Annotated in this window: 18 protein-coding genes; 12 read left to right on the top strand and 6 right to left on the bottom strand. The window is 65.8% G+C overall.

Annotation, left to right across the window (positions count from 1 at the left end):
* Nucleotides 1-36 precede the first annotated feature (36 nt).
* Both AC3IPM_RS02790 and AC3IPM_RS02795 read right to left on the bottom strand, forming a co-directional pair.
* Entirely contained in the window at nt 37-978 is a 942-nt protein-coding gene (locus AC3IPM_RS02790) for an electron transfer flavoprotein subunit alpha/FixB family protein (protein WP_489302416.1), read from the bottom strand.
* A complete protein-coding gene (locus AC3IPM_RS02795) occupies nt 978-1,724 on the bottom strand; it encodes an electron transfer flavoprotein subunit beta/FixA family protein (RefSeq protein WP_489302417.1) in 747 nt (248 codons plus the stop codon). The genes AC3IPM_RS02790 and AC3IPM_RS02795 overlap by 1 nt, the downstream gene beginning before the upstream one ends.
* A gap of 289 nt (nt 1,725-2,013) precedes the next feature.
* On the opposite strand from AC3IPM_RS02795, the gene rfbB reads away from it, so the two are divergent.
* The 5 genes from rfbB (at nt 2,014) to AC3IPM_RS02820 (ending at nt 6,940) form a co-directional block, all read left to right on the top strand.
* Entirely contained in the window at nt 2,014-3,069 is a 1,056-nt protein-coding gene (gene rfbB / locus AC3IPM_RS02800; RefSeq protein ID WP_489302418.1) for a dTDP-glucose 4,6-dehydratase, read from the top strand.
* Nucleotides 3,070-3,101: 32 nt separating this feature from the next.
* Complete coding sequence (gene rfbA, locus AC3IPM_RS02805) at nt 3,102-3,989, top strand: glucose-1-phosphate thymidylyltransferase RfbA (protein ID WP_489302419.1); 888 nt, start codon at nt 3,102-3,104, stop codon at nt 3,987-3,989.
* Nucleotides 3,986-4,543 carry a dTDP-4-dehydrorhamnose 3,5-epimerase gene (gene rfbC, locus AC3IPM_RS02810; RefSeq protein WP_489302420.1) on the top strand — a complete coding sequence of 186 codons (558 nt, stop codon included), beginning with the start codon at nt 3,986-3,988 and terminating at the stop codon, nt 4,541-4,543. The genes rfbA and rfbC overlap by 4 nt, the downstream gene beginning before the upstream one ends.
* Complete coding sequence (gene rfbD, locus AC3IPM_RS02815; RefSeq protein ID WP_489302422.1) at nt 4,540-5,442, top strand: dTDP-4-dehydrorhamnose reductase; 903 nt, start codon at nt 4,540-4,542, stop codon at nt 5,440-5,442. The genes rfbC and rfbD overlap by 4 nt, the downstream gene beginning before the upstream one ends.
* A gap of 124 nt (nt 5,443-5,566) precedes the next feature.
* Complete coding sequence (locus tag AC3IPM_RS02820; RefSeq protein ID WP_489302423.1) at nt 5,567-6,940, top strand: hypothetical protein; 1,374 nt, start codon at nt 5,567-5,569, stop codon at nt 6,938-6,940.
* 51 nt (nt 6,941-6,991) lie between these two features.
* Here AC3IPM_RS02820 and AC3IPM_RS02825 read toward each other — a convergent pair whose 3' ends face one another.
* Together AC3IPM_RS02825 and AC3IPM_RS02830 are read right to left on the bottom strand one after the other, a co-directional pair.
* Nucleotides 6,992-8,395 carry a mannose-1-phosphate guanylyltransferase/mannose-6-phosphate isomerase gene (locus tag AC3IPM_RS02825; protein ID WP_489302424.1) on the bottom strand — a complete coding sequence of 468 codons (1,404 nt, stop codon included), beginning with the start codon at nt 8,393-8,395 and terminating at the stop codon, nt 6,992-6,994.
* A 12-nt stretch (nt 8,396-8,407) separates the two neighbouring features.
* Nucleotides 8,408-9,757, bottom strand: coding sequence for a phosphohexomutase domain-containing protein (locus AC3IPM_RS02830; RefSeq protein WP_489302425.1), 1,350 nt, complete (start codon nt 9,755-9,757; stop codon nt 8,408-8,410).
* Nucleotides 9,758-9,925: 168 nt separating this feature from the next.
* On the opposite strand from AC3IPM_RS02830, the gene AC3IPM_RS02835 reads away from it, so the two are divergent.
* The 7 genes from AC3IPM_RS02835 to AC3IPM_RS02865 all read left to right on the top strand — a co-directional run bounded on the left by AC3IPM_RS02835 (nt 9,926) and on the right by AC3IPM_RS02865 (nt 14,973).
* Nucleotides 9,926-10,660 carry a CoA transferase subunit A gene (locus AC3IPM_RS02835; RefSeq protein ID WP_489302426.1) on the top strand — a complete coding sequence of 245 codons (735 nt, stop codon included), beginning with the start codon at nt 9,926-9,928 and terminating at the stop codon, nt 10,658-10,660.
* Between the two features lies 1 nt (nt 10,661).
* Nucleotides 10,662-11,291 (top strand): CoA transferase subunit B, encoded by a 630-nt coding sequence (locus AC3IPM_RS02840; protein ID WP_489302427.1) that lies wholly within the window; start codon nt 10,662-10,664, stop codon nt 11,289-11,291.
* A 146-nt stretch (nt 11,292-11,437) separates the two neighbouring features.
* Nucleotides 11,438-11,854 (top strand): hypothetical protein, encoded by a 417-nt coding sequence (locus tag AC3IPM_RS02845; protein ID WP_489302428.1) that lies wholly within the window; start codon nt 11,438-11,440, stop codon nt 11,852-11,854.
* Entirely contained in the window at nt 11,832-13,049 is a 1,218-nt protein-coding gene (locus AC3IPM_RS02850; RefSeq protein ID WP_489302429.1) for a hypothetical protein, read from the top strand. The genes AC3IPM_RS02845 and AC3IPM_RS02850 overlap by 23 nt, the downstream gene beginning before the upstream one ends.
* On the top strand, nt 13,042-14,004 hold the full coding sequence (locus tag AC3IPM_RS02855; protein WP_489302430.1) for a glycosyltransferase: 963 nt from the start codon (nt 13,042-13,044) through the stop codon (nt 14,002-14,004). The genes AC3IPM_RS02850 and AC3IPM_RS02855 overlap by 8 nt, the downstream gene beginning before the upstream one ends.
* The gene (locus AC3IPM_RS02860) at nt 13,988-14,380 is read left to right on the top strand and encodes a GtrA family protein (protein WP_489302431.1); all 393 of its coding nucleotides are present in this window, start codon (nt 13,988-13,990) and stop codon (nt 14,378-14,380) included. The genes AC3IPM_RS02855 and AC3IPM_RS02860 overlap by 17 nt, the downstream gene beginning before the upstream one ends.
* On the top strand, nt 14,377-14,973 hold the full coding sequence (locus AC3IPM_RS02865; RefSeq protein WP_489302432.1) for a hypothetical protein: 597 nt from the start codon (nt 14,377-14,379) through the stop codon (nt 14,971-14,973). Before AC3IPM_RS02860 ends, AC3IPM_RS02865 begins: the two co-directional genes overlap by 4 nt.
* Before the next feature lie 47 nt (nt 14,974-15,020).
* On the opposite strand, the gene AC3IPM_RS02870 is transcribed toward AC3IPM_RS02865, so the two are convergent.
* Together AC3IPM_RS02870 and AC3IPM_RS02875 are read right to left on the bottom strand one after the other, a co-directional pair.
* Nucleotides 15,021-15,986, bottom strand: coding sequence for a UDP-glucuronic acid decarboxylase family protein (locus AC3IPM_RS02870; RefSeq protein WP_489302433.1), 966 nt, complete (start codon nt 15,984-15,986; stop codon nt 15,021-15,023).
* A 174-nt stretch (nt 15,987-16,160) separates the two neighbouring features.
* Entirely contained in the window at nt 16,161-18,227 is a 2,067-nt protein-coding gene (locus AC3IPM_RS02875) for a glycoside hydrolase family 99-like domain-containing protein (RefSeq protein ID WP_489302434.1), read from the bottom strand.
* Nucleotides 18,228-18,249 lie beyond the last annotated feature (22 nt).

Below are 18,249 nucleotides of genomic sequence, written 5' to 3' on the forward strand. Positions count from 1 at the left end.
AGGGGATTCCGGCCTTCTCGAGGGAGCGGGGTTCGCTTACTGCAGTGCCGCTTCCAACTCGGGCAGCAGCGTGAACAAATCACCCACCAACCCGATATCGGCAATCTCGAAGATCGGCGCGTCGCCGTCCTTGTTGATCGCGACAATCGTGCCGGCGTCCTTGATCCCGGTCAGGTGCTGGATCGCGCCGCTGATACCCACCGCGACATACAGCTCCGGCGAGATGATCTTGCCAGTCTGGCCGACCTGCAGGTCACTCGGCACATAACCGGCGTCCACCGCGGCGCGCGAGGCACCGACGGCGGCGCCGAGCTTGTCGGCCAGCTGGAAGATCACCTTGAAGTTCTCTTCCGAGCCCACGCCACGGCCACCGGAGACCACGCGCTTGGCGCTCTGCAGGTCGGGGCGGTCGGTGGCACCGGCGGCCAGGCCGATGAAGCGGGTGTGGGTCGGCAGGGCGGCGTCCACGCTGACCGCTTCGATGCTGGCGCTGCCGCCCTTGGCCGCTTCCGGCCAGGAGGCGGCGCGCACCGTGGCGACCAGGATCTGGTCGGCCGGGGCTTCCACGGTGATGATCGCGTTGCCGGCGTAGATCGGGCGCTTGAAGCTGTGGCTGCCCTCGACCGTCATCAGGTCCGAGACCTGGTTGACGCCCAGCAGGGCGGCCACGCAGGGCATCAGGTCCTTGCCGAAGGTGGTCGAGGGGCCGAACACGTGGGTATAGCCGGTGGCCAGCTGCGCGATCTGCGGGGCCAGCACCTGGGCCAGCGCCTGGGCGTTGGCGGCCTGGGCCACGGTCAGCACCTTGGCCACGCCGGCCAGCTGGGCGGCTTCAGCGGCCACGGCGGCCGGGTCGGCGGCCAGCACCAGCACATCGATGCTGGCACCACTGATGGCGGCAGCGGCGCTGACGGTCTTGGCGGTGGCGGCGTTGAGCTTGCCGTCGTGGTGTTCGGCGACAACGAGGATCTTGGTCATTACAGCAACCCCTTCTGCTTGAGTGCGGCGACCAGTTCGGCCGCGTCCTTGACCATCACACCCTTGCTGCGCTTGACCGGCGCGGCGTACTGGGTGGTCTTGAAGGTGTCGGCGGCGTCCACGCCGAGGTCGGCCAGCTGCAGCGTCTCCAGCGGCTTGGCCTTGGCCTTCATGATGTCGGGCAGCTTGATGAAACGCGGCTCGTTCAGGCGCAGGTCGGTGGTGACCACGGCCGGCAGGTCCACTTCCAGCGTTTCCAGGCCGGCGTCGACTTCACGGGTGACCGTGGCCTTGCCGTCGGCAATGTCCAGCTTGCTGGCGAAGGTGGCCTGCGGGCGGCCCCACAGCGTGGCCAGCATCTGGCCGGTCTGGTTGGCATCGTCGTCGATGGCCTGCTTGCCCAGGATCACCAGGTCCGGCTGTTCCTTCTCGACCAGCTTGAGCAGGGTGCGCGCGGCGGTCAGCGGCTGGATGGCCTGGTCGGTGACCACGTGGATGGCACGGTTGGCGCCCATGGCCAGGCCGTTGCGCAGGTGCGCCTGGGCGTCGGCCGGGGCGATGGTGACCACCACGACCTCGGTGGCGATGCCCTTGTCGCGCAGGCGCAGGGCTTCTTCCAGTGCGATTTCGTCGAAGGGGTTGGGCGACAGCTTGACGCCGTCGGTGACCACGCCGGAACCGTCCGGCTTGACCTGAATGCGGACGTTGTAGTCCACCACGCGCTTATACGCGACGAGGATTTTCATCGGGTGCTCGATCCTTGGTAGTGCCGGCCGCTGGCCGGCTCACAATAACGGGGGAACGTCCGGTCCTTGGAGCAGCAACCGGTTCGGGGGTGGGACCGCGATTCTAACTGGCTGGAGGCGACCATGCGAATGCGTATGGTGATGTTGCACTGCGGCACGGAATGGACGCGCCGCCTGCCTTGTTCACGTCCGGCAGGCAGTCGTGAAGATGGCTGCAATGTATGCTGTGGGGCTATATCGGAGCACCGGAAGGGTGCTCTTTAAGACGAACCAAACAGGAGAACGGGTAGTGCCCACATGGCTTGTCACCGGCGGTGCCGGATTCATTGGCGGTAACTTTGTCCTCGAAGCCGTCGCCAAGGGCGTGCGCGTCATCAATCTGGATGCGCTGACCTACGCCGGCAACCTGAAGACCCTGGCCCCGCTGGAGGGCAACCCGGACCACGTGTTCGTGCATGGTGACATCGGCGACAACGCGCTGGTGGCGCGCCTGCTGGCCGAACATCAGCCCGATGCGGTGCTGAACTTCGCCGCCGAGAGCCACGTCGATCGTTCCATCGACGGCCCGGGCGCGTTCATCCAGACCAACGTGGTGGGCACTCTCGCCCTGCTTGAGGCCGTGCGCGACTACTGGAAGGCATTGCCGGCCGACAAGGGCGCGGCGTTCCGCTTCCTGCACGTGTCCACCGACGAGGTGTACGGCACGCTCGGGGAGACCGGCAAGTTCAGCGAAACCACCCCGTTCGCACCGAATTCGCCGTACTCGGCGTCCAAGGCAGCGTCGGACCACCTGGTGCGTGCGTTCCACCACACCTACGGTTTGCCGGTGCTGACCACCAACTGCTCCAACAACTACGGCCCGTACCACTTCCCGGAAAAGCTCATTCCGCTGGTGATCGCCAAGGCGCTGGCCGGTGAGCCGCTGCCGGTATACGGCGATGGCAAGCAGGTGCGCGACTGGCTGTTCGTGTCCGACCATTGCGAAGCGATCCGCACCGTGCTGGCCAAGGGTCAGGTGGGCGAGACCTACAACGTGGGCGGCAATTCGGAAAAGCAGAACATCGAAGTGGTGCATGCGATCTGTGCGCTGCTCGATGCGCGTCGCCCGCGCGCCGATGGCCAGCCGCGCAGCAGCCAGATCACCTATGTGACCGATCGTCCGGGCCACGACCGCCGCTACGCGATCGATGCCTCCAAGCTCAAGGACCAGCTGGGCTGGGAGCCGAAGTACACCTTCGATCAGGGCATCGGCTTCACCGTGGACTGGTACCTGGACAACCAGGCGTGGGTCAACGGCGTGCTCGACGGCAGCTACCGCCTGCAGCGCATCGGCACCACCGCCTGAGGGCGGTGATCACCCCATAAAAGGAAAACCGCATGACTCAACGCAAGGGCATCATCCTCGCCGGTGGTTCGGGAACGCGTCTGTACCCGATCACCAAGGGCGTCAGCAAGCAGCTGCTGCCGGTGTATGACAAGCCGATGATCTACTACCCGCTCAGCGTGCTGATGCTGGCCGGGATCAGCGATGTGCTGATCATCAACACCCCGCACGAGCAGGCGTTGTTCCAGACCCTGCTGGGTGATGGGGCGCAGTGGGGCATGAACATCCAGTACGCCGTGCAGCCGAGCCCGGACGGGCTGGCGCAGGCCTACCTGATCGGCCGCGATTTCGTCGACGACAAGCCCAGCTGCCTGGTGCTGGGCGACAACATCTTCCATGGTCATGGCCTGCGCGAAGTGCTGCGCAATGCCGACCAGCGCGACCACGGCGCCACCGTGTTCGGCTACTGGGTCAATGATCCGGAGCGCTATGGCGTGGCCGAGTTCGACAAGGCCGGCAAGGTGATCGACCTGGTTGAAAAGCCGGAGAACCCGCGCTCCAACTACGCCGTCACCGGCCTGTACTTCTACGACGGCAATGCCAGCCACCACGCCGCGGAATTGAAGCCGTCGCCGCGCGGCGAGCTGGAAATCACCGACCTCAACCAGCGCTACCTGCGCGAGGGCAACCTGCACCTGGAAGCACTGGGTCGCGGCTATGCCTGGCTGGACACCGGCACGCACCAGTCGCTGCTGGAGGCGTCCAACTTCATCGAGACCATCCAGACCCGTCAGGGTCTGCAGGTGTGCTGCCCGGAAGAGATCGCCTTCGGCCAGGGCTGGATCAGCGCCGAACAGCTGGAGGCGCTGGCCGCCCCGCTGATCAAGAATGGCTACGGCCAGTACCTGCATAAACTGGCTGTACGAGGAGTGGTGCCGTGAAGATCATTGAAACCAAGTTGCCCGGCTGCGTGGTGATCGAGCCGGCGGTGTTCGGTGACGAGCGCGGCTTCTTCTTCGAGACCTGGAACGCCGAGCGTTTCGGCCAGCACGGGTTGCCGAGCAAGTTCGTGCAGAGCAACGTGTCCAGTTCCGCCAAGGGCGTGCTGCGCGGCCTGCATTACCAGTGGCCGCGCCCGCAGGGCAAGCTGGTCAGCGTGCTCGAAGGCGAAGTGTATGACGTGGCCGTGGACATCCGTCGCGGCTCGCCGACATTCGGCCAATGGGCTGCGGTTGTCCTCAGCGCTGAAAACAAGAAGCAGTTCTGGATTCCGGAAGGCTTCGCGCATGGCTTCGCCGTGCTGTCCGAGCGTGCGATCTTCAGCTACCTGTGCACCGAGGTGTACCTGAAGGAGTTCGATGCCGGCGTGCGCTGGAACGATGCCGATATCGCGGTGGACTGGCCGATCTCCGATCCGACCCTGTCGGCCAAGGATGATATCGCCGCGTTCCTGAAGGACATTCCCGAAGACCGTCTGCCGGTTTACCAGCCGTGACCGTGCTGGTATTTGGCGGCAATGGCCAGGTCGGCCAGGAGCTGCTGCGCGCGTTGGCACCGCGGGGTACCGTGATTGCCACCACGCGCAGCGGCGCGCTGCCCGATGGCAGTGCGTGCGAAGTGGCCGACTTCGGCCAGCCCGACCAACTGCCGGCATTGCTGGATCGCCTGCAGCCGTCGGTGGTGGTCAACGCCGCTGCCTATACGGCGGTGGATCGGGCCGAGCAGGAAGTGGACGCCGCGTTCTGCGCCAATGCCGAGGCACCGGGCGTGATCGCGCGCTGGTGCGCCGAGCACGATGTGCCCCTGGTGCATTACTCGACCGACTATGTGTTCGACGGCCAGGGCACGGTGCCGTATCGCGAAGACGAGCCGACCGCGCCGCTGGGCGTGTATGGCACCAGCAAGCGTGATGGCGAGGACGCCGTGCGCGCGGCCGGTGGCCGTCATCTGATTTTCCGCACCGCGTGGGTATACGCCGCGCACGGTGCCAATTTCCTGCGCACGATGCTGCGTGTCGGGGCCGAGCGTGACCACCTGCGGGTCGTTGCCGACCAGATCGGCACGCCAACGCCGGCGGCGCTGATTGCCGATGTCACCGCGCAGGCACTGCAGCACCCCGGCCGGCTGTCGGGTACCTGGCACCTGACTGCCAGCGGCCAGACCAGCTGGCACGGGTTTGCCGAGGCGATCTTCGCCGAGGCCCTGGCAAACGGCGTGCTGACAAAGGTGCCGACGGTGGAAGCCATCGCCAGTTCCGAATACCCGACCCCGGCCAAACGGCCCGCGTGGTCAGTGCTGGACAATCGCAAACTGCAGCAGGACTTTGGCCTGGTGCTGCCGTCCTGGCAGGACGGCCTGGCGCGTGTGATGGCTGAAGTCACGCCGGCCACTTGAGGCCCGCACGGCATCGGCGCAGGACGCGCCGCTGCCTGCCTGTTGTCCTGGCAGCAGCCCCGGCGAGCCCGTCTGCTGCCGGGGACCATGTCTGCAACGTTTCCACCTTGCACCGAGTACACGTATGAGCACAGCCCTTCCAGATTCCATTGCGCGGCGCTGGCCGTCCCCGCTTGCGCTGGCCTTGGGCGTAGGTGCATTGGCGCTGCTGGTGCGCCTGCTCTATGTCCAGTTCTTCAGTACGCCGATGCCGTACTGGGACCAGTGGGATGGCGAGGGAGTGACGGCGCTCAAACCCTGGTTGGACGGGACGTTGCAGTGGAGCACCCTGCTGACTCCGCACAACGAACACCGCATCTTTCCGACCCGCTTGGTGACACTGGCCAGCTACCTGGTCACAGGTCAGTGGAACAACGTCTATGAAGCGCGGGTATCGGCGGTGGTGTTCTGCTTCATCCCGGCGCTGCTCGTGTGGCATGCGCTGCGCGATTCCGGGGCGGCAAACGGCCGCTGGCTGATGGTGCCGGTGGCAGTGCTGCTGTCGGTGCTGCCTTTTGCCTATGAGAACTTCCTGGTCGGGTTCCAGAGCCAGTTCTACTTCCTCATTCTGTCCAGCGTGCTGGCCATTGCGCTGGTCGCCCGGCACCACCAGAACCCCTGGGCCCTGCTGGCCGCGATTGCCCTGAGCATCCTGGCCAGCGTCACCATGGCCTCGGGCCTGCTCACTGCTGTTGCGGTCGCGGTCACCTGCATGGTGGCCTGCCTGTGCCTGCCCGGGCGTCGTGCGCCAGCGTTGTGCGCGGCGGTCGCGTTGGTCGCCGTCGCCGTTGCCGGATACGCCGTGCTCCCGGTTATCGCCGCGCACAGCATGCTGCGCGCACAGAGTGTGGGCGAAGTACTGCAGGCGGCGACCCATGTGCTGGCGTGGCCGGCGCGTTCGAATGGCGTGGTCTTCATCGTGTGGCTGCCCAGCGTGGTGATGGTGCTGCGCATGCTGATCCGTCGCAAGGCAACGCCGACCGACCTGGTCATGACCGGCCTGTGCGTGTGGTCGGGCCTGCAGGGACTGGCGATTGCTTACGGGCGCGGCCACGATGCCATGCGCCCGCCGGCCTCACGCTATACGGAACTGCTGGTGCCAGGCGTGTTCGCCAATGCCTGGTTTGCGCTGCAGTTGTGGGGGCTGGTACCGGCCCCGTCGCGCTGGCGCACCGCTGCCCGCACCGCAGTGGTGATGTTCGGGCTTCTGTTCCTTGGTGCAACATTGAGCCAGGTGTCCAAGGACTTCCGGAAAATCCGCGAATTCACCGCCAAGTGTCGGATCCAGCAGGCGAACGTGGTCCGCTACCTGCTCAGCGGTGATCCAGGTGCCTTGCAGGTCGGTCCGTCCGAACTGCCATATCCGGATGCCACGCACCTCAAAACGCAGTTGGACCATCCCGGTCTTCGACGCATATTGCCGGTTGACAGCGCTGACGCGGTGGCCACACCGCGCTGATGCCCGCGGTGCCGCGTCGCTGCCGGCGGTCCGGCAGCGACGCCCTGTCGATCAGCTGCGCCCGTAGGTATCTTCGAAGCGCACGATGTCATCTTCGCCCAGGTAGCTGCCGGACTGCACTTCGATCAGCTCCAGCGGCAGCTTGCCCGGGTTGCGCAGGCGGTGGGTCACGCCCAGCGGAATGTAGGTGCTCTGGTTTTCGCCCAGCAGGATCACCTCATCGCCGCGGGTCACCTCGGCGGTGCCGCTGACCACCACCCAGTGTTCGGCACGGTGGTGGTGCATCTGCAGGCTCAGGGTGCCACCGGGCTTGACGGTGATCCGCTTGACCTGGAAACGCTCGCCCTGGTCGATGGAGTCATAGGCGCCCCACGGGCGATACACCTTGCGATGCCAGGTGGCTTCCGGGCGCCCCTCGGCCTTGAGCTGCGCCACCACCTGCTTGATCTCCTGCATGCGGTCGCTCCTGCCGACCATGACCGCATCGTCGGTTTCCACCACGATCACATCCTCCAGCCCGACCAGCGCGATCAGGCGCTCGCCGTAGGCATAGGTGTTGCGGCAATCGATCGCGATCACGTCACCATGGTGGGCATTGCCGTTGTCGTCCTGCGCCGAGACATCGCGCAGCGCGGTCCACGAACCGACATCGTTCCAGCCCGCATCCAGCGGCACCACCACGGCATCGGCGGTCTTTTCCATCACCGCATAGTCGATGGAATCGGACGGCACGGCCGCAAAGGCGTCCTTGTCCAGCCGGGTGAAGTCCGCATCGCGGCGCGCCTGCTGCCAGGCCGTGCGGCTGGCGGCGAGCATGTCCGGGTGGAAGCGCTCCAGCTCGGCCAGATACCGCGAGGCCTTGAACAGGAACATGCCGCTGTTCCAGAAGTATTCGCCGGACTGCACGTATTGCTGGGCAGTATCGGCGTCGGGTTTCTCGACGAAGCGATCCACCGCGCGGACCTCGCCGGCCGAAGCCGCCTTGATGTAGCCATAGCCGGTTTCCGGGCCCGTCGGTACGATCCCGAAGGTGACCAGCTTGCCATCGCGCGCGGCCGGCAATGCCCGCTGCACGGCCGCGCGGAACGCGTCCTCATCGGCGATCACATGGTCCGAGGGCAGCACCAGCAGCAGCGCGTCATCACCGTCGCGGGTGGCTTCAAGCGCGGCCACCGCGATGGCCGGGGCGGTGTTGCGGCCCACCGGCTCGAGCAGGATCGCCAGCGGCTGTACGCCCAGTTGCTGCAGCTGTTCGGCAGCCACGAAGCGATGTTCCTCGTTGGCCACCACCAGCGGCGCACGTCCGGCAATGGGGGCCACCCGCTGCCAGGTGGCCTGCAGCATGGTCTGTTCGCCCGCCAGCGCCAGGAACTGCTTGGGGTAGGCTTCGCGCGACAGCGGCCACAGCCGCGTGCCGGAACCGCCGGAAAGGATGACGGGCAGAAGGTCGTTCATCGGGTGCGGGCCTCAGGAAGCCGTGAGCAACTGGGAAATTTCATCGGTGCGCTGCTGCAGCAGCGCGGCATCGCCACGGGTTTCAACATTCAGGCGCAGCAGCGGCTCGGTGTTGGAGCTGCGCAGGTTGAAGCGCCAGTTGCCAAAGTCCGCGCTGATGCCATCGGTGTGGTCCAGTGCCGGCGCCTGGGCTGCGTAGTGGTCCATCACGCGGGCCACGGCGGCCTTGGCGTCGGTGACCTTGAAGTTGATCTCGCCGCTGCACGGGAACTTGGCCATGCGCGCTTCCACCAGGTCGGCCAGCGAACGGCCGGATTCGGACACCAGCGCGGCGATCAGCAGCCACGGGATCATGCCCGAATCGGCGTAGGCGAACTCGCGGAAATAATGGTGCGCGCTCATTTCTCCGCCGTATACGGCGTTCTCGCTGCGCATCTTTTCCTTGATGAACGCATGCCCGCTCTTGCACAGCACCGGCTGGCCGCCGGCGTCTTCGACCATTTCCACGGTGTTCCAGGTCAGGCGCGGGTCGTGCACGATCTTGCCGCCGGGCTGGCGCGCCAGGATCGCCTGGGCCAGCAGGCCGACCAGGTAATAGCCTTCAATGAAGCGGCCGTTATGGTCGAAGAAGAAGCAGCGGTCGAAGTCACCGTCCCAGGCGATGCCGAAATCCGCGCCGTGTTCGCGCACGGCCTGGGCGGTCATCTCACGATTTTCCACCAGCAGCGGGTTGGGGATGCCGTTGGGGAAGCTGCCGTCGGGTTCGTGGCAGATCCGGATGAATTCCAGCGGCAGGTGGGGGGCCAGCAGGTCCACGATGGTGCCGGCGCCGCCGTTGCCGGCATTCACCACCAGCTTGAGCGGTTTGAGCGCATCGCGGTTGATGTAGCTGAGCAGGTGCGCGATGTAGGCGCTCTTGTCCGGATGCGACTGCACCCCGGCGGTGGCTGCAGCTGGCGGGGCATTATCGGCCTCCACCGCGTCGGAGATCGCGAACAGCCCGGTATCCGAACTGATCGGACGCGCCTGCTGCTTGACCAGCTTCATACCGTTGTAGTCCATCGGGTTGTGGCTGGCCGTCACCATCACCCCGCCGGCCGCCTTCAGGTGGTCCACCTGGAAATACACTTCCTCGGTGCCGCACAGGCCGATGTCCAGCACCTCGCGGCCGGCGCTGCGCAGGCCGGCGGTCAAGGCGTCCTGCAGGCCTTGGCTGGTCAGGCGCACGTCATGGCCCACCACGACGTTCCCTGCATCCAGCTGCGCGGCCAGTGCCACGCCGATGCGGCGGGCCAGGTCTTCGTTCAGCTCGTCCGGCACCCGGCCGCGGATGTCGTATGCCTTGAATGCGGGGAGGGTCATCTGTGAATCCTTGTGGAAGTCAGCGGACAAGTTTAGCCGGTGGCATGTATGGGAATCGTTTTCACGCCCGGCACCCCCAAACCGGCGTTCAACGCCGTTCAACCGGGCGCGGGTACATGGCTGCCAGTGGCTACAATGGCCGCTTACATCAACGAGGTGAGGGCGTAGATGAGTCATTCCCCAGACGCCGCCGGGCGGCGCGGCAAGCAGTACGCCAGCGCTGCCGAGGCGCTGCACGGCGTGGTGGCCGATGGCCAGACCCTGGCGGTCGGTGGCTTCGGCCTGTGCGGCATTCCCGAGGCGCTGATCGCCGCGCTGCGCGACACCGGGGTCAAGGGCCTGACGGTGATCTCCAACAATGCCGGCGTGGATGGCTTCGGCCTGGGCCAGCTGCTGGAAACCCGCCAGATCCAGAAGATGATTTCGTCCTACGTGGGCGAGAACAAGGAGTTCGAACGGCAGTTCCTGGCCGGCGAACTCGAACTGGAATTCAACCCGCAGGGCACCCTGGCCGAGCGCCTGCGTGCCGGCGGTGCCGGCATTCCGGCGTTCTTCACTGCCACCGGCTACGGCACCGTGGTGGCCGAAGGCAAGGAAACCCGTGAGTTCGACGGCAAGCACTACGTGATGGAAACCGCGCTGCGCGCCGACGTGGCGCTGGTCAAGGCGTGGAAGGCCGACGAGGCCGGCAATCTTGTATTCCGCAAGACCGCACGCAACTTCAATCCGGTCTGCGCGATGGCCGGCAGGCTGTGCATCGTCGAAGTCGAGCAGGTCGTTGCAGTGGGCAGCATCGATCCGGACCAGGTCCACCTGCCGGGCATCTATGTGCACCGCATCGTCCACAACCCGGCGCCGGAAAAGCGCATCGAACAGCGCACCGTGCGCGCACAGGGGAATTGAGATGGCCTGGACCCGTGATGAGATGGCGCAGCGCGCCGCACGCGAGCTGACCGACGGCGCCTACGTGAACCTTGGTATCGGCCTGCCGACCCTGGTGGCCAACCATATTCCCGACGGTGTGGATGTGTGGTTGCAGTCCGAGAACGGCCTGCTTGGGATTGGCCCGTTCCCGACCGAAGACGAAGTGGACGCCGACCTGATCAATGCCGGCAAGCAGACCGTCACCGCGCGTGCCGGGGCCAGCTATTTCGGCAGCCACGACAGCTTCGCGATGATCCGCGGGGGCCACATCAACCTGGCCATCCTCGGCGCGATGCAGGTCACCGCCCAGGGTGATCTGGCCAACTGGATGGTGCCCGGCAAGATGGTCAAGGGCATGGGCGGGGCGATGGACCTGGTGGCCGGTGTGCAGCGCGTGGTGGTGTTGATGGAGCACACCGCCAAGAACGGCGAGCACAAGATCCTGCCCGAATGCACGCTGCCGCTGACCGGCGTGGGCGTAGTGGACCGCATCATCACCGACCTGGCCGTGTTCGATGTCACCGACACCGGGCTGGTGCTGGTGGAAGCGGCGCCGGGTGTGGGCATCGATGAGTTGAAGGAAAAGACCGGCGTGGCATTTGCCGCTTGAGGGCGGCCAGGCATCGGGCCGGGACGCGGCCCGATGCGTTGCGAGGCCTTTGCAGCGGCTGCTAAGCTGGAGGGCTTGGCCGCCGCGGGTTCTTGCATAGCACCCGGGCGGTTCGTTTCGATACCTGTGACTGACTGGATGCTGCCGTGATCAATACCGGGATGGGACGCCGCCCGATGCTCCAACGCTGTGTTGTCGCGTTCATCATCGGCATGGGCATCGTCTGGGCCCTGCGCGGCATCGCCGACGATGTCGATTTCCGCGGTGACCTGCTGAAACAGGCCTGGGTTGCGGATGCAGGTTGGGCGGCATCGCTTCCGCATGAAGTGGTGGAGGCACGGCAGCTGATCCGCCGCCACGGTACTGCGGACGTGCCCCTTGCACTGGGCCCGGGGCTCAAGGACGACCCGTTGCTGCAGCAGCGGATGTGGGAAGGGCTCTATCCGGTTCGGCTGCATGAGGCAGACAGCGGCCGGATGATCTGGAAAGCACCCGGTCCGGATCGTATGGGATGCACCGTCATTGGAAGGAGCGACACGCTTGTTCTCGCCGACTGCAACTGACATCGGCCGCCGCGCCGCGACGGGCATGCTGACCTGCGTGCTGGCCTGCTACGGCTTGGCCGCCGCCGGCTGGAGCGGGCTGCCCGCACAGGTGGCCCTGGCGGCCGCGCTGGGGTGCGCGATCTGGTCCCTGGCGGCGCTGCGCGATCCGCGCGCGCTGTGGATGGTGGCCGTGGTTGCCGCGCTGCTGGTGCTGGCGCTGGGCAGCCCCTCGGACGAGTGGGACCCGCGCTCGATCTGGTTGTTCCACGCCAAGCGCATCTTCCTGGAAGGAACGCTCTACGCGCAGCTCGACGGCTATGCGCCGTGGAGCCACAACGACTACCCGACCCTGCTGCCCATGCTGATGGCAACCTCGGCCAAGCTGGTCGGGCAGTGGAATGAAATTTTCCCCAAGGCCATGGTGACCCTGCTGCTGCTGCCAGCCCTGCTGCTGATCGCGCGCAGCCTGCGCGCGTGGTGGATCGCGGGGCTGTTCGCTTTCGCGGTACTGGATGTGGGCGGAACCTACCTGGTCGATGGCTACATGGACGCGGTGCTGGCGGTGTACGCGGTGGCGTCGCTGGCCTGCGCGATGCAGTTCCCGGACCGGTCCGGGGGCAAGCCAGGGTTCGTGCTGGTGCCGTATATCCTGGTGACTGCCACCTTGGCCCTGATCAAGAACGAGGGGCTGGTGCTGGCCATCCTGGTTGCCGTCGGTGCGGTGATTGCTCTGTCGCTGCGCGACCGCCGCATGCCATGGCTGCTTGTCGTCGCATTTGCGGTGGCGTTGCTGCCTTGGCTGGCATGGAAGGCCGCCATTGCCGGGGCGCACCTGTCCAACGATCTGGCCGCCAGCGACCTGAAGGGCCAGTTGCTGGCCCGGCTGCCCGACCTCTCGCAAAGCGCGCTGATTCTGAAGAAGCTGTTCCGCAGCGGATGGGCCGTGGCCCCGCTGGTGATCCTTCTGGTGCTCTGGCGCCGTACCTGGCGCACCCCGGCCGCGTTGGCGGGGATCGGAATCGCGCTGGCCTATGTCGGCGTGCTCTACGCGGTCTATCTCAGCACCCCGCACGATCTGGAATGGCACCTTGCCACGAGCGTGCGCCGTACCATCCTGCCGGTGCTGCTGTTGCTGGCCTACGCCCTGCTTGTGCTGGTGGACCAGTGGAAGAAGGGGAGCGGTTCCACTATCGGTGAGGCACAACATGGATAGGGCAGGTGAGGACTTCGTGGTGGTGACGCCGGTCTATGAAGACCATGTTGCTTCCACCCAGTTGTTCCGTGAACTGGCACGGCTCTACGGCGAGCGGGTGTTCGTGGTTGCCGTGGACGACGGTTCGATACGCGAGCCGCTGCAGGCGTCGCAGCTGGCCAGCGCCGGGGTTCGCGGTGTGGTGCTCAAGCTGCGTCGCAATGTCGGCCACCAGAAGGCCATTGCGGTCGGGTTGGGGTATGTAGAGGAAAATCTCGCGCACGCCACCCGCATCATTGTCATGGATTCGGACGGCGAGGACCTGCCGGAAACCATCGCCGCCCTGCTGGGGGCACTTCAGGATGCCAATGCCGATGTGGCCGTGGCCCGGCGTAAAAGCCGGGTCGAGACGCTGCGCTTCCGCGCGTTCTACGTCGTCTACAAGTTCATCTTCCAGCTGCTGACCGGCCGTTCGATCAACTTCGGCAACTTCATGGCGATCAAGGTCAGCGCGCTGCATCGCCTCAACGCCATGCACGAGGTCTGGACCCACGTTGCCGCTGGCCTGATCGCCAGCAAGCTGCGCTTGGCCGTGTGCCCGATCGACCGTGGCCCGCGCTATGCCGGGCAGAGCAAGATGAACTTCGTCGGGCTCACCCTGCATGGCTTCCGCGCGTTGATGGTCTTTGCCGAAGACGTGCTGGTCCGGGTCGGGCTCATGTGCGTGATCATCTCGTCGGTGTCGATCCTGCTGGCCGTGGTGGCAACCCTGCTCAAGCTCGCAGGCTACGCCACCCCGGGCTGGTTCTCGATGGCGCTGGGTGTGCTGTTCCTGGTGTTCCTGCAGACCGGCACGTTGACCCTGATGACACTGATGCTGAGCGGCATCGTGCGTGGCAGCATCCAGAAGCCAGGTGCCTATCGCGACTACCTGGCCGCTGTCATCGAGGTCGGGCCGGATGCCGGCATTCGTTGATGCCCGCCAGTTGCTGCGGTTCGTCGCCAACGGGCTGGCGGCGACCGTGGTGCATTTCGGCGTACTCACCCTGCTGGTCGAGGTGGCTCACGTGCCGTCCAAGGGTGTTGCCAATACGTTGGCCGCCATTGCCGGAATCACGGCATCCTTCCTGGGCAACCGCCTCTTCGTGTTCGCCGCCTCGCGTGCCGGGCTGGGCGGGCAACTGGGCCGGTTCCTGCTGCTATACGCGTTTCTTGCGCTGTTGAACGGCGTACTGATGGCGTGCTGGTCGGACCTGTTCAAACTGGACTATCGGATTGGATTCGTCCTGATCAGCGGCATCCAGCTGGTCCTCTCTTTTCTGGGCAACCGCCTGCTGGTATTCAAAAAATGAAAACGATCCTCAAGGCGTTGCTGCTCACCGCCGCCTACATCATGGTGCTGCTGGTGGTTCACTACCTGCACATCCGCTATTTCAAGGTCGACGTGGTGTTTTACGCGGCGATGGGCGATGCATTGATTGCCATGGTGCTGACCAGTCTGATGCTGCTGGCACCGCCATTGCGTGCGTTCACGCCTGCCGAGCGGGTGCTGCTGGCGGCGGTGTGGCTGCTCGGTGGGTATGCGTTCGCGATTTCGGTGCCCACCGTGATCGACCGGTCGCTCTCGTTCTATCTGCTGGAGAAGCTTGAGCAGCGCGATGGAGGGATCCGTCAGGACGCGTTCCAGGACGTCTTCGTCAAGGAGTACGTGGTCGAGCATCGGCTGGTGGATGTGCGGCTCACCGAACAGGAGAGCTCGGGAACGATCCAGATCGTCAACGGTTGCGTGAAGCTCACCGACAAGGGGCGGCGGATCGCGGGCATGAGCCGGTTCTACCGCCAGCACTTCCTGCCCAGGAAGCGGCTGCTGCTGGGCGAATATTCCGATGATCTGACCGACCCGTTCCGGCACAGCCGGCAGGACGTCACCTACCGCTGCCGCTGACGGGTGCGGCGCAGGCGTCCACGGCCGCCTGCGCGCGGGTGCCAGGTTCAGGCGTCCTGGCTGAGCAGCGCGTCGAAGTAGGCGATCGTCCGGCCCAGGCCCTCTTCCAGCTGGACCTTGGGTTCCCACCCTTCCAGGCGGCTCCTGGCCAGGGAGATGTCCGGCTGGCGCTGCATCGGATCATCCAGCGGCAGCGGCTTGAACACGAGCTTCGAGCCGGAGTTTGTAAGGGCAATCACAGTCTCTGCCAGCTCGCGGATGGTGAGCTCGGCCGGGTTGCCCAGATTGCACGGGCCGGTGAAACCCTTCTCGCTTCCCATCAGGCGCATGAAGCCCTCGATGAGGTCATCGACGTAGCAGAACGAACGGGTCTGCATGCCTTCCCCGTAGATCGAGATGGATTCGCCTTTCAGGGCCTGCACGATGAAATTGGAAACCACGCGCCCGTCGTTCGGGTGCATGCGTGGCCCGTAGGTGTTGAAGATGCGGGCGACCTTGATGTCCAGCCCGTGCTGGCGGTGATAATCGAAGAAGAGGGTTTCGGCGCAGCGCTTGCCCTCGTCATAGCAGGAACGGGGGCCAATCGGATTGACGTTGCCCCAGTACTCCTCCCGCTGCGGGTGAACGCTGGGATCGCCGTAGACTTCGCTGGTGGAGGCCTGGAAGATCCGGCAGTCCAGGCGCTTGGCCAGCCCGAGCAGGTTGATCGCACCGTGCACCGAGGTCTTGGTGGTCTGCACCGGGTCATGGCTGTAGTGGACCGGGGAGGCCGGGCAGGCCAGGTTCCAGATTTCGTCGACTTCGATGTACAGCGGGAAGGTCACGTCGTGCCGCAGGAACTCGAAATTCGGGTTCTGCAGCAGGTGGGCGATGTTGCGCTTGCTGCCGGTGAACAGGTTGTCCGCGCAGACCACTTCGTGGCCTTCAGCGAGAAGGCGTTCGACCAGGTGCGATCCAAGAAAACCTGCACCACCGGTGACGAGGACGCGCTTGCTGCTGCTGTGACTTCTCATTGAACAACCTTTGTGTTGATGGGCGCAGGTTCGGGCCCGGTCGGGACCAGGGGGAAGCCTGTCTCCAGGACGGTCGCCTGTCGTGCAAGGGAGCACGTGCAGGCCAGCGCGCGGGTGGGGAGGCGATTGTAGCCGGGTGCTCAGGGCGCATCGACACAAGGCCTGCCGCCGCTGTCATCCGCCACGCTTGGCATAGGCGTACGGCGCACCCTCGGCACTGCCTGAATCCCCCAGCAGTTCTGCCGTGTCGCACACCGTGAAACCCGCCTCGCGCACGACTGCACCGCTCACGCGTTCAAGCGCATGGGCCAGGGTGCCATCGATCTGCCCCTGTTCGTCTTCGAACTGCCCAGGAACCAGGTGTGCGTCGAGCAGCGGGCGCAGCGCCTGCAGCCGCACCCAGTACATGCTGCCGGCGGCGAACGTCTGGGTGGCCGGGTCATGCTGCAACCCGAGCCGGGTCTGCAGGTACCGCAGCTGGCCCGCATTGCCTCCCATGTAGTCGGCCACGTTGAGCAGGTGGCCGGCGGCGGTGACCAGGCCGATCTCGGGATGGTCGTCGAAACAGGCCGCGATCGACGTGCCGCGTGCCTGCGCAAGCAGCGCCGTGAGGAGTTCGTGGCGCCACGCATCGCCATTGTCGCGGTGGGTGGAGCGCTTCGTATGCAACTTGAGCACCACCGACTCGTTCTCGTTGAGCAGGCGATCGGCGACGTGCAGGAAGGGCAGGATGTCGCGGCCACGGTTGTCGAAGACGACGACTTCCGCCTGCATTGCACGCTTTGACAGCAGCGTCTGCAGCGCCGCCTGCCGATCCGGGGAGGTGGTGATCAGCAGTCGCGCCTCCAGGCCACTGTCTGCCAGCGTGTCGAGCATCTCATCGAGCACGTCCAGGTACCACGCATGAATCACGATGCACGGACGGCGCGGCGAGGGCACCGGCGGTTGCAATGCGCGGCGCGTGGCGGCGAGCCAGGCATGGCCCAGGCGCATGTCCGGTTCGAGCACCGCGCTTTCGGCCCATTCGTTCCAGGCGTTGATGAACACCAGGCGGTCGCGGCCCGCGGGTGATGCCAGGCGTTTGAAGATCGTGTCGTGCAGCCAGTCGCCGTAGCCGCGCGGCGAGGCATGCAGCAGGACGCGCCCGCCGCCCGGGCGGCGCGCCTCGTTGTCCCACCCGGGATTCACGCCCGGATGCAGTCGATAGGCTTTTGGTGGTGCAGCCAGGCTCTCGCGGGCCAGTTCGCGCCAGTCGCGTACGTCGCCGGCGTAGTCCGGGTTGATCAGGATCTGATCGGCGGACAGCGAGGCCGGATTGACCACGTTCGGTGGGAACTCCACCGCGGAATCGAAGCCGATCTCGCGCGGATCCGGGCGCTCGAAACTCTGCACGTAGGCCAGGTGGATCTCGCCCACGCCGTGCTCCCGACACCACTGGCGCCAGCGTTCCGCCGTGGCCTTGGGATCCGGCAGCAGCTGCGGGCGGTACACCAGCAGCATCGGCTGGCCGTCGATCTTCAAGGCACGGTGATCGCGCAGGTAATCGGCGACATGGGCGATGAAGGCCAGGTCGTCCTGCGGGCTGTGCTCTTGGCCGATCAGCACGTCCTGGTTGCGTCCATCCCAGCGGCGCGTCCAGTTTTCGTTGGCCCAGCACAGGCAGAACGGCAGCGCGATGCTGTCATCGGCGAGCCATTGCCGCAGCGGCGCTTCCATCAGCGTCTGGCCCGAAAACCAGTAGTAATAGAAGCAGAACGCGCCGATGCCGGACGCCGCGGCCAGGCGTGCCTGCTCGCGCATGACCTCCGGGTTGCGCAGGTCATAGAAGCCCAGGTCGGCGGGCAGCCGCGGCTGCGCATGGCCCTCGAACTGCGGCAGTGCACGGGTGACGTTGCGCCATTCGGTGAAGCCCTTGCCCCACCACCGGTCGTTCTGCTCGAACGGATGGAACTGCGGCAGGTAGAACGCAACCAAGGTGGCTGGCAACGGTGAGGGAAGCGGACCGGTGGCGGTGGCGTCGAGGTGGCCAATGGCACGTTCGTCGGCGCGAACCAGCGGCCGCGTACTGCTTGAAAGCATGCCGGTCTGGCCGCGCGGTGGCGGCGGGCTCCAGTCACCAACCCGCCCCAGGGCCCGGTTGCGCAACCGGTCGCGCGTGGATTGCGGCAGCGGCAGCAATCGGAACACGCCGCGCAGCGCGACGAACACCTGTTGTTTCAGGCGGGAGGTGGCGCTGCTCATGGCAACCGGTCGGTGGGGCAGG

The organism is Stenotrophomonas sp. GL_111 (assembly GCF_057835245.1).

What these genes read in the sequence shown, in the direction of transcription:
- AC3IPM_RS02790 (WP_489302416.1), bottom strand. Translation starts at nt 978, where the DNA reads ATGACCAAGATCCTCGTTGTCGCCGAACACCACGACGGCAAGCTCAAC.
- AC3IPM_RS02795 (WP_489302417.1), bottom strand. Translation starts at nt 1,724, where the DNA reads ATGAAAATCCTCGTCGCGTATAAGCGCGTGGTGGACTACAACGTCCGC.
- rfbA (WP_489302419.1), top strand. Translation starts at nt 3,102, where the DNA reads ATGACTCAACGCAAGGGCATCATCCTCGCCGGTGGTTCGGGAACGCGT.
- AC3IPM_RS02820 (WP_489302423.1), top strand. Translation starts at nt 5,567, where the DNA reads ATGAGCACAGCCCTTCCAGATTCCATTGCGCGGCGCTGGCCGTCCCCG.
- AC3IPM_RS02825 (WP_489302424.1), bottom strand. Translation starts at nt 8,395, where the DNA reads ATGAACGACCTTCTGCCCGTCATCCTTTCCGGCGGTTCCGGCACGCGG.
- AC3IPM_RS02830 (WP_489302425.1), bottom strand. Translation starts at nt 9,757, where the DNA reads ATGACCCTCCCCGCATTCAAGGCATACGACATCCGCGGCCGGGTGCCG.
- AC3IPM_RS02835 (WP_489302426.1), top strand. Translation starts at nt 9,926, where the DNA reads ATGAGTCATTCCCCAGACGCCGCCGGGCGGCGCGGCAAGCAGTACGCC.
- AC3IPM_RS02840 (WP_489302427.1), top strand. Translation starts at nt 10,662, where the DNA reads ATGGCCTGGACCCGTGATGAGATGGCGCAGCGCGCCGCACGCGAGCTG.
- AC3IPM_RS02855 (WP_489302430.1), top strand. Translation starts at nt 13,042, where the DNA reads ATGGATAGGGCAGGTGAGGACTTCGTGGTGGTGACGCCGGTCTATGAA.
- AC3IPM_RS02860 (WP_489302431.1), top strand. Translation starts at nt 13,988, where the DNA reads ATGCCGGCATTCGTTGATGCCCGCCAGTTGCTGCGGTTCGTCGCCAAC.
- AC3IPM_RS02865 (WP_489302432.1), top strand. Translation starts at nt 14,377, where the DNA reads ATGAAAACGATCCTCAAGGCGTTGCTGCTCACCGCCGCCTACATCATG.
- AC3IPM_RS02870 (WP_489302433.1), bottom strand. Translation starts at nt 15,986, where the DNA reads ATGAGAAGTCACAGCAGCAGCAAGCGCGTCCTCGTCACCGGTGGTGCA.
- AC3IPM_RS02875 (WP_489302434.1), bottom strand. Translation starts at nt 18,227, where the DNA reads ATGAGCAGCGCCACCTCCCGCCTGAAACAACAGGTGTTCGTCGCGCTG.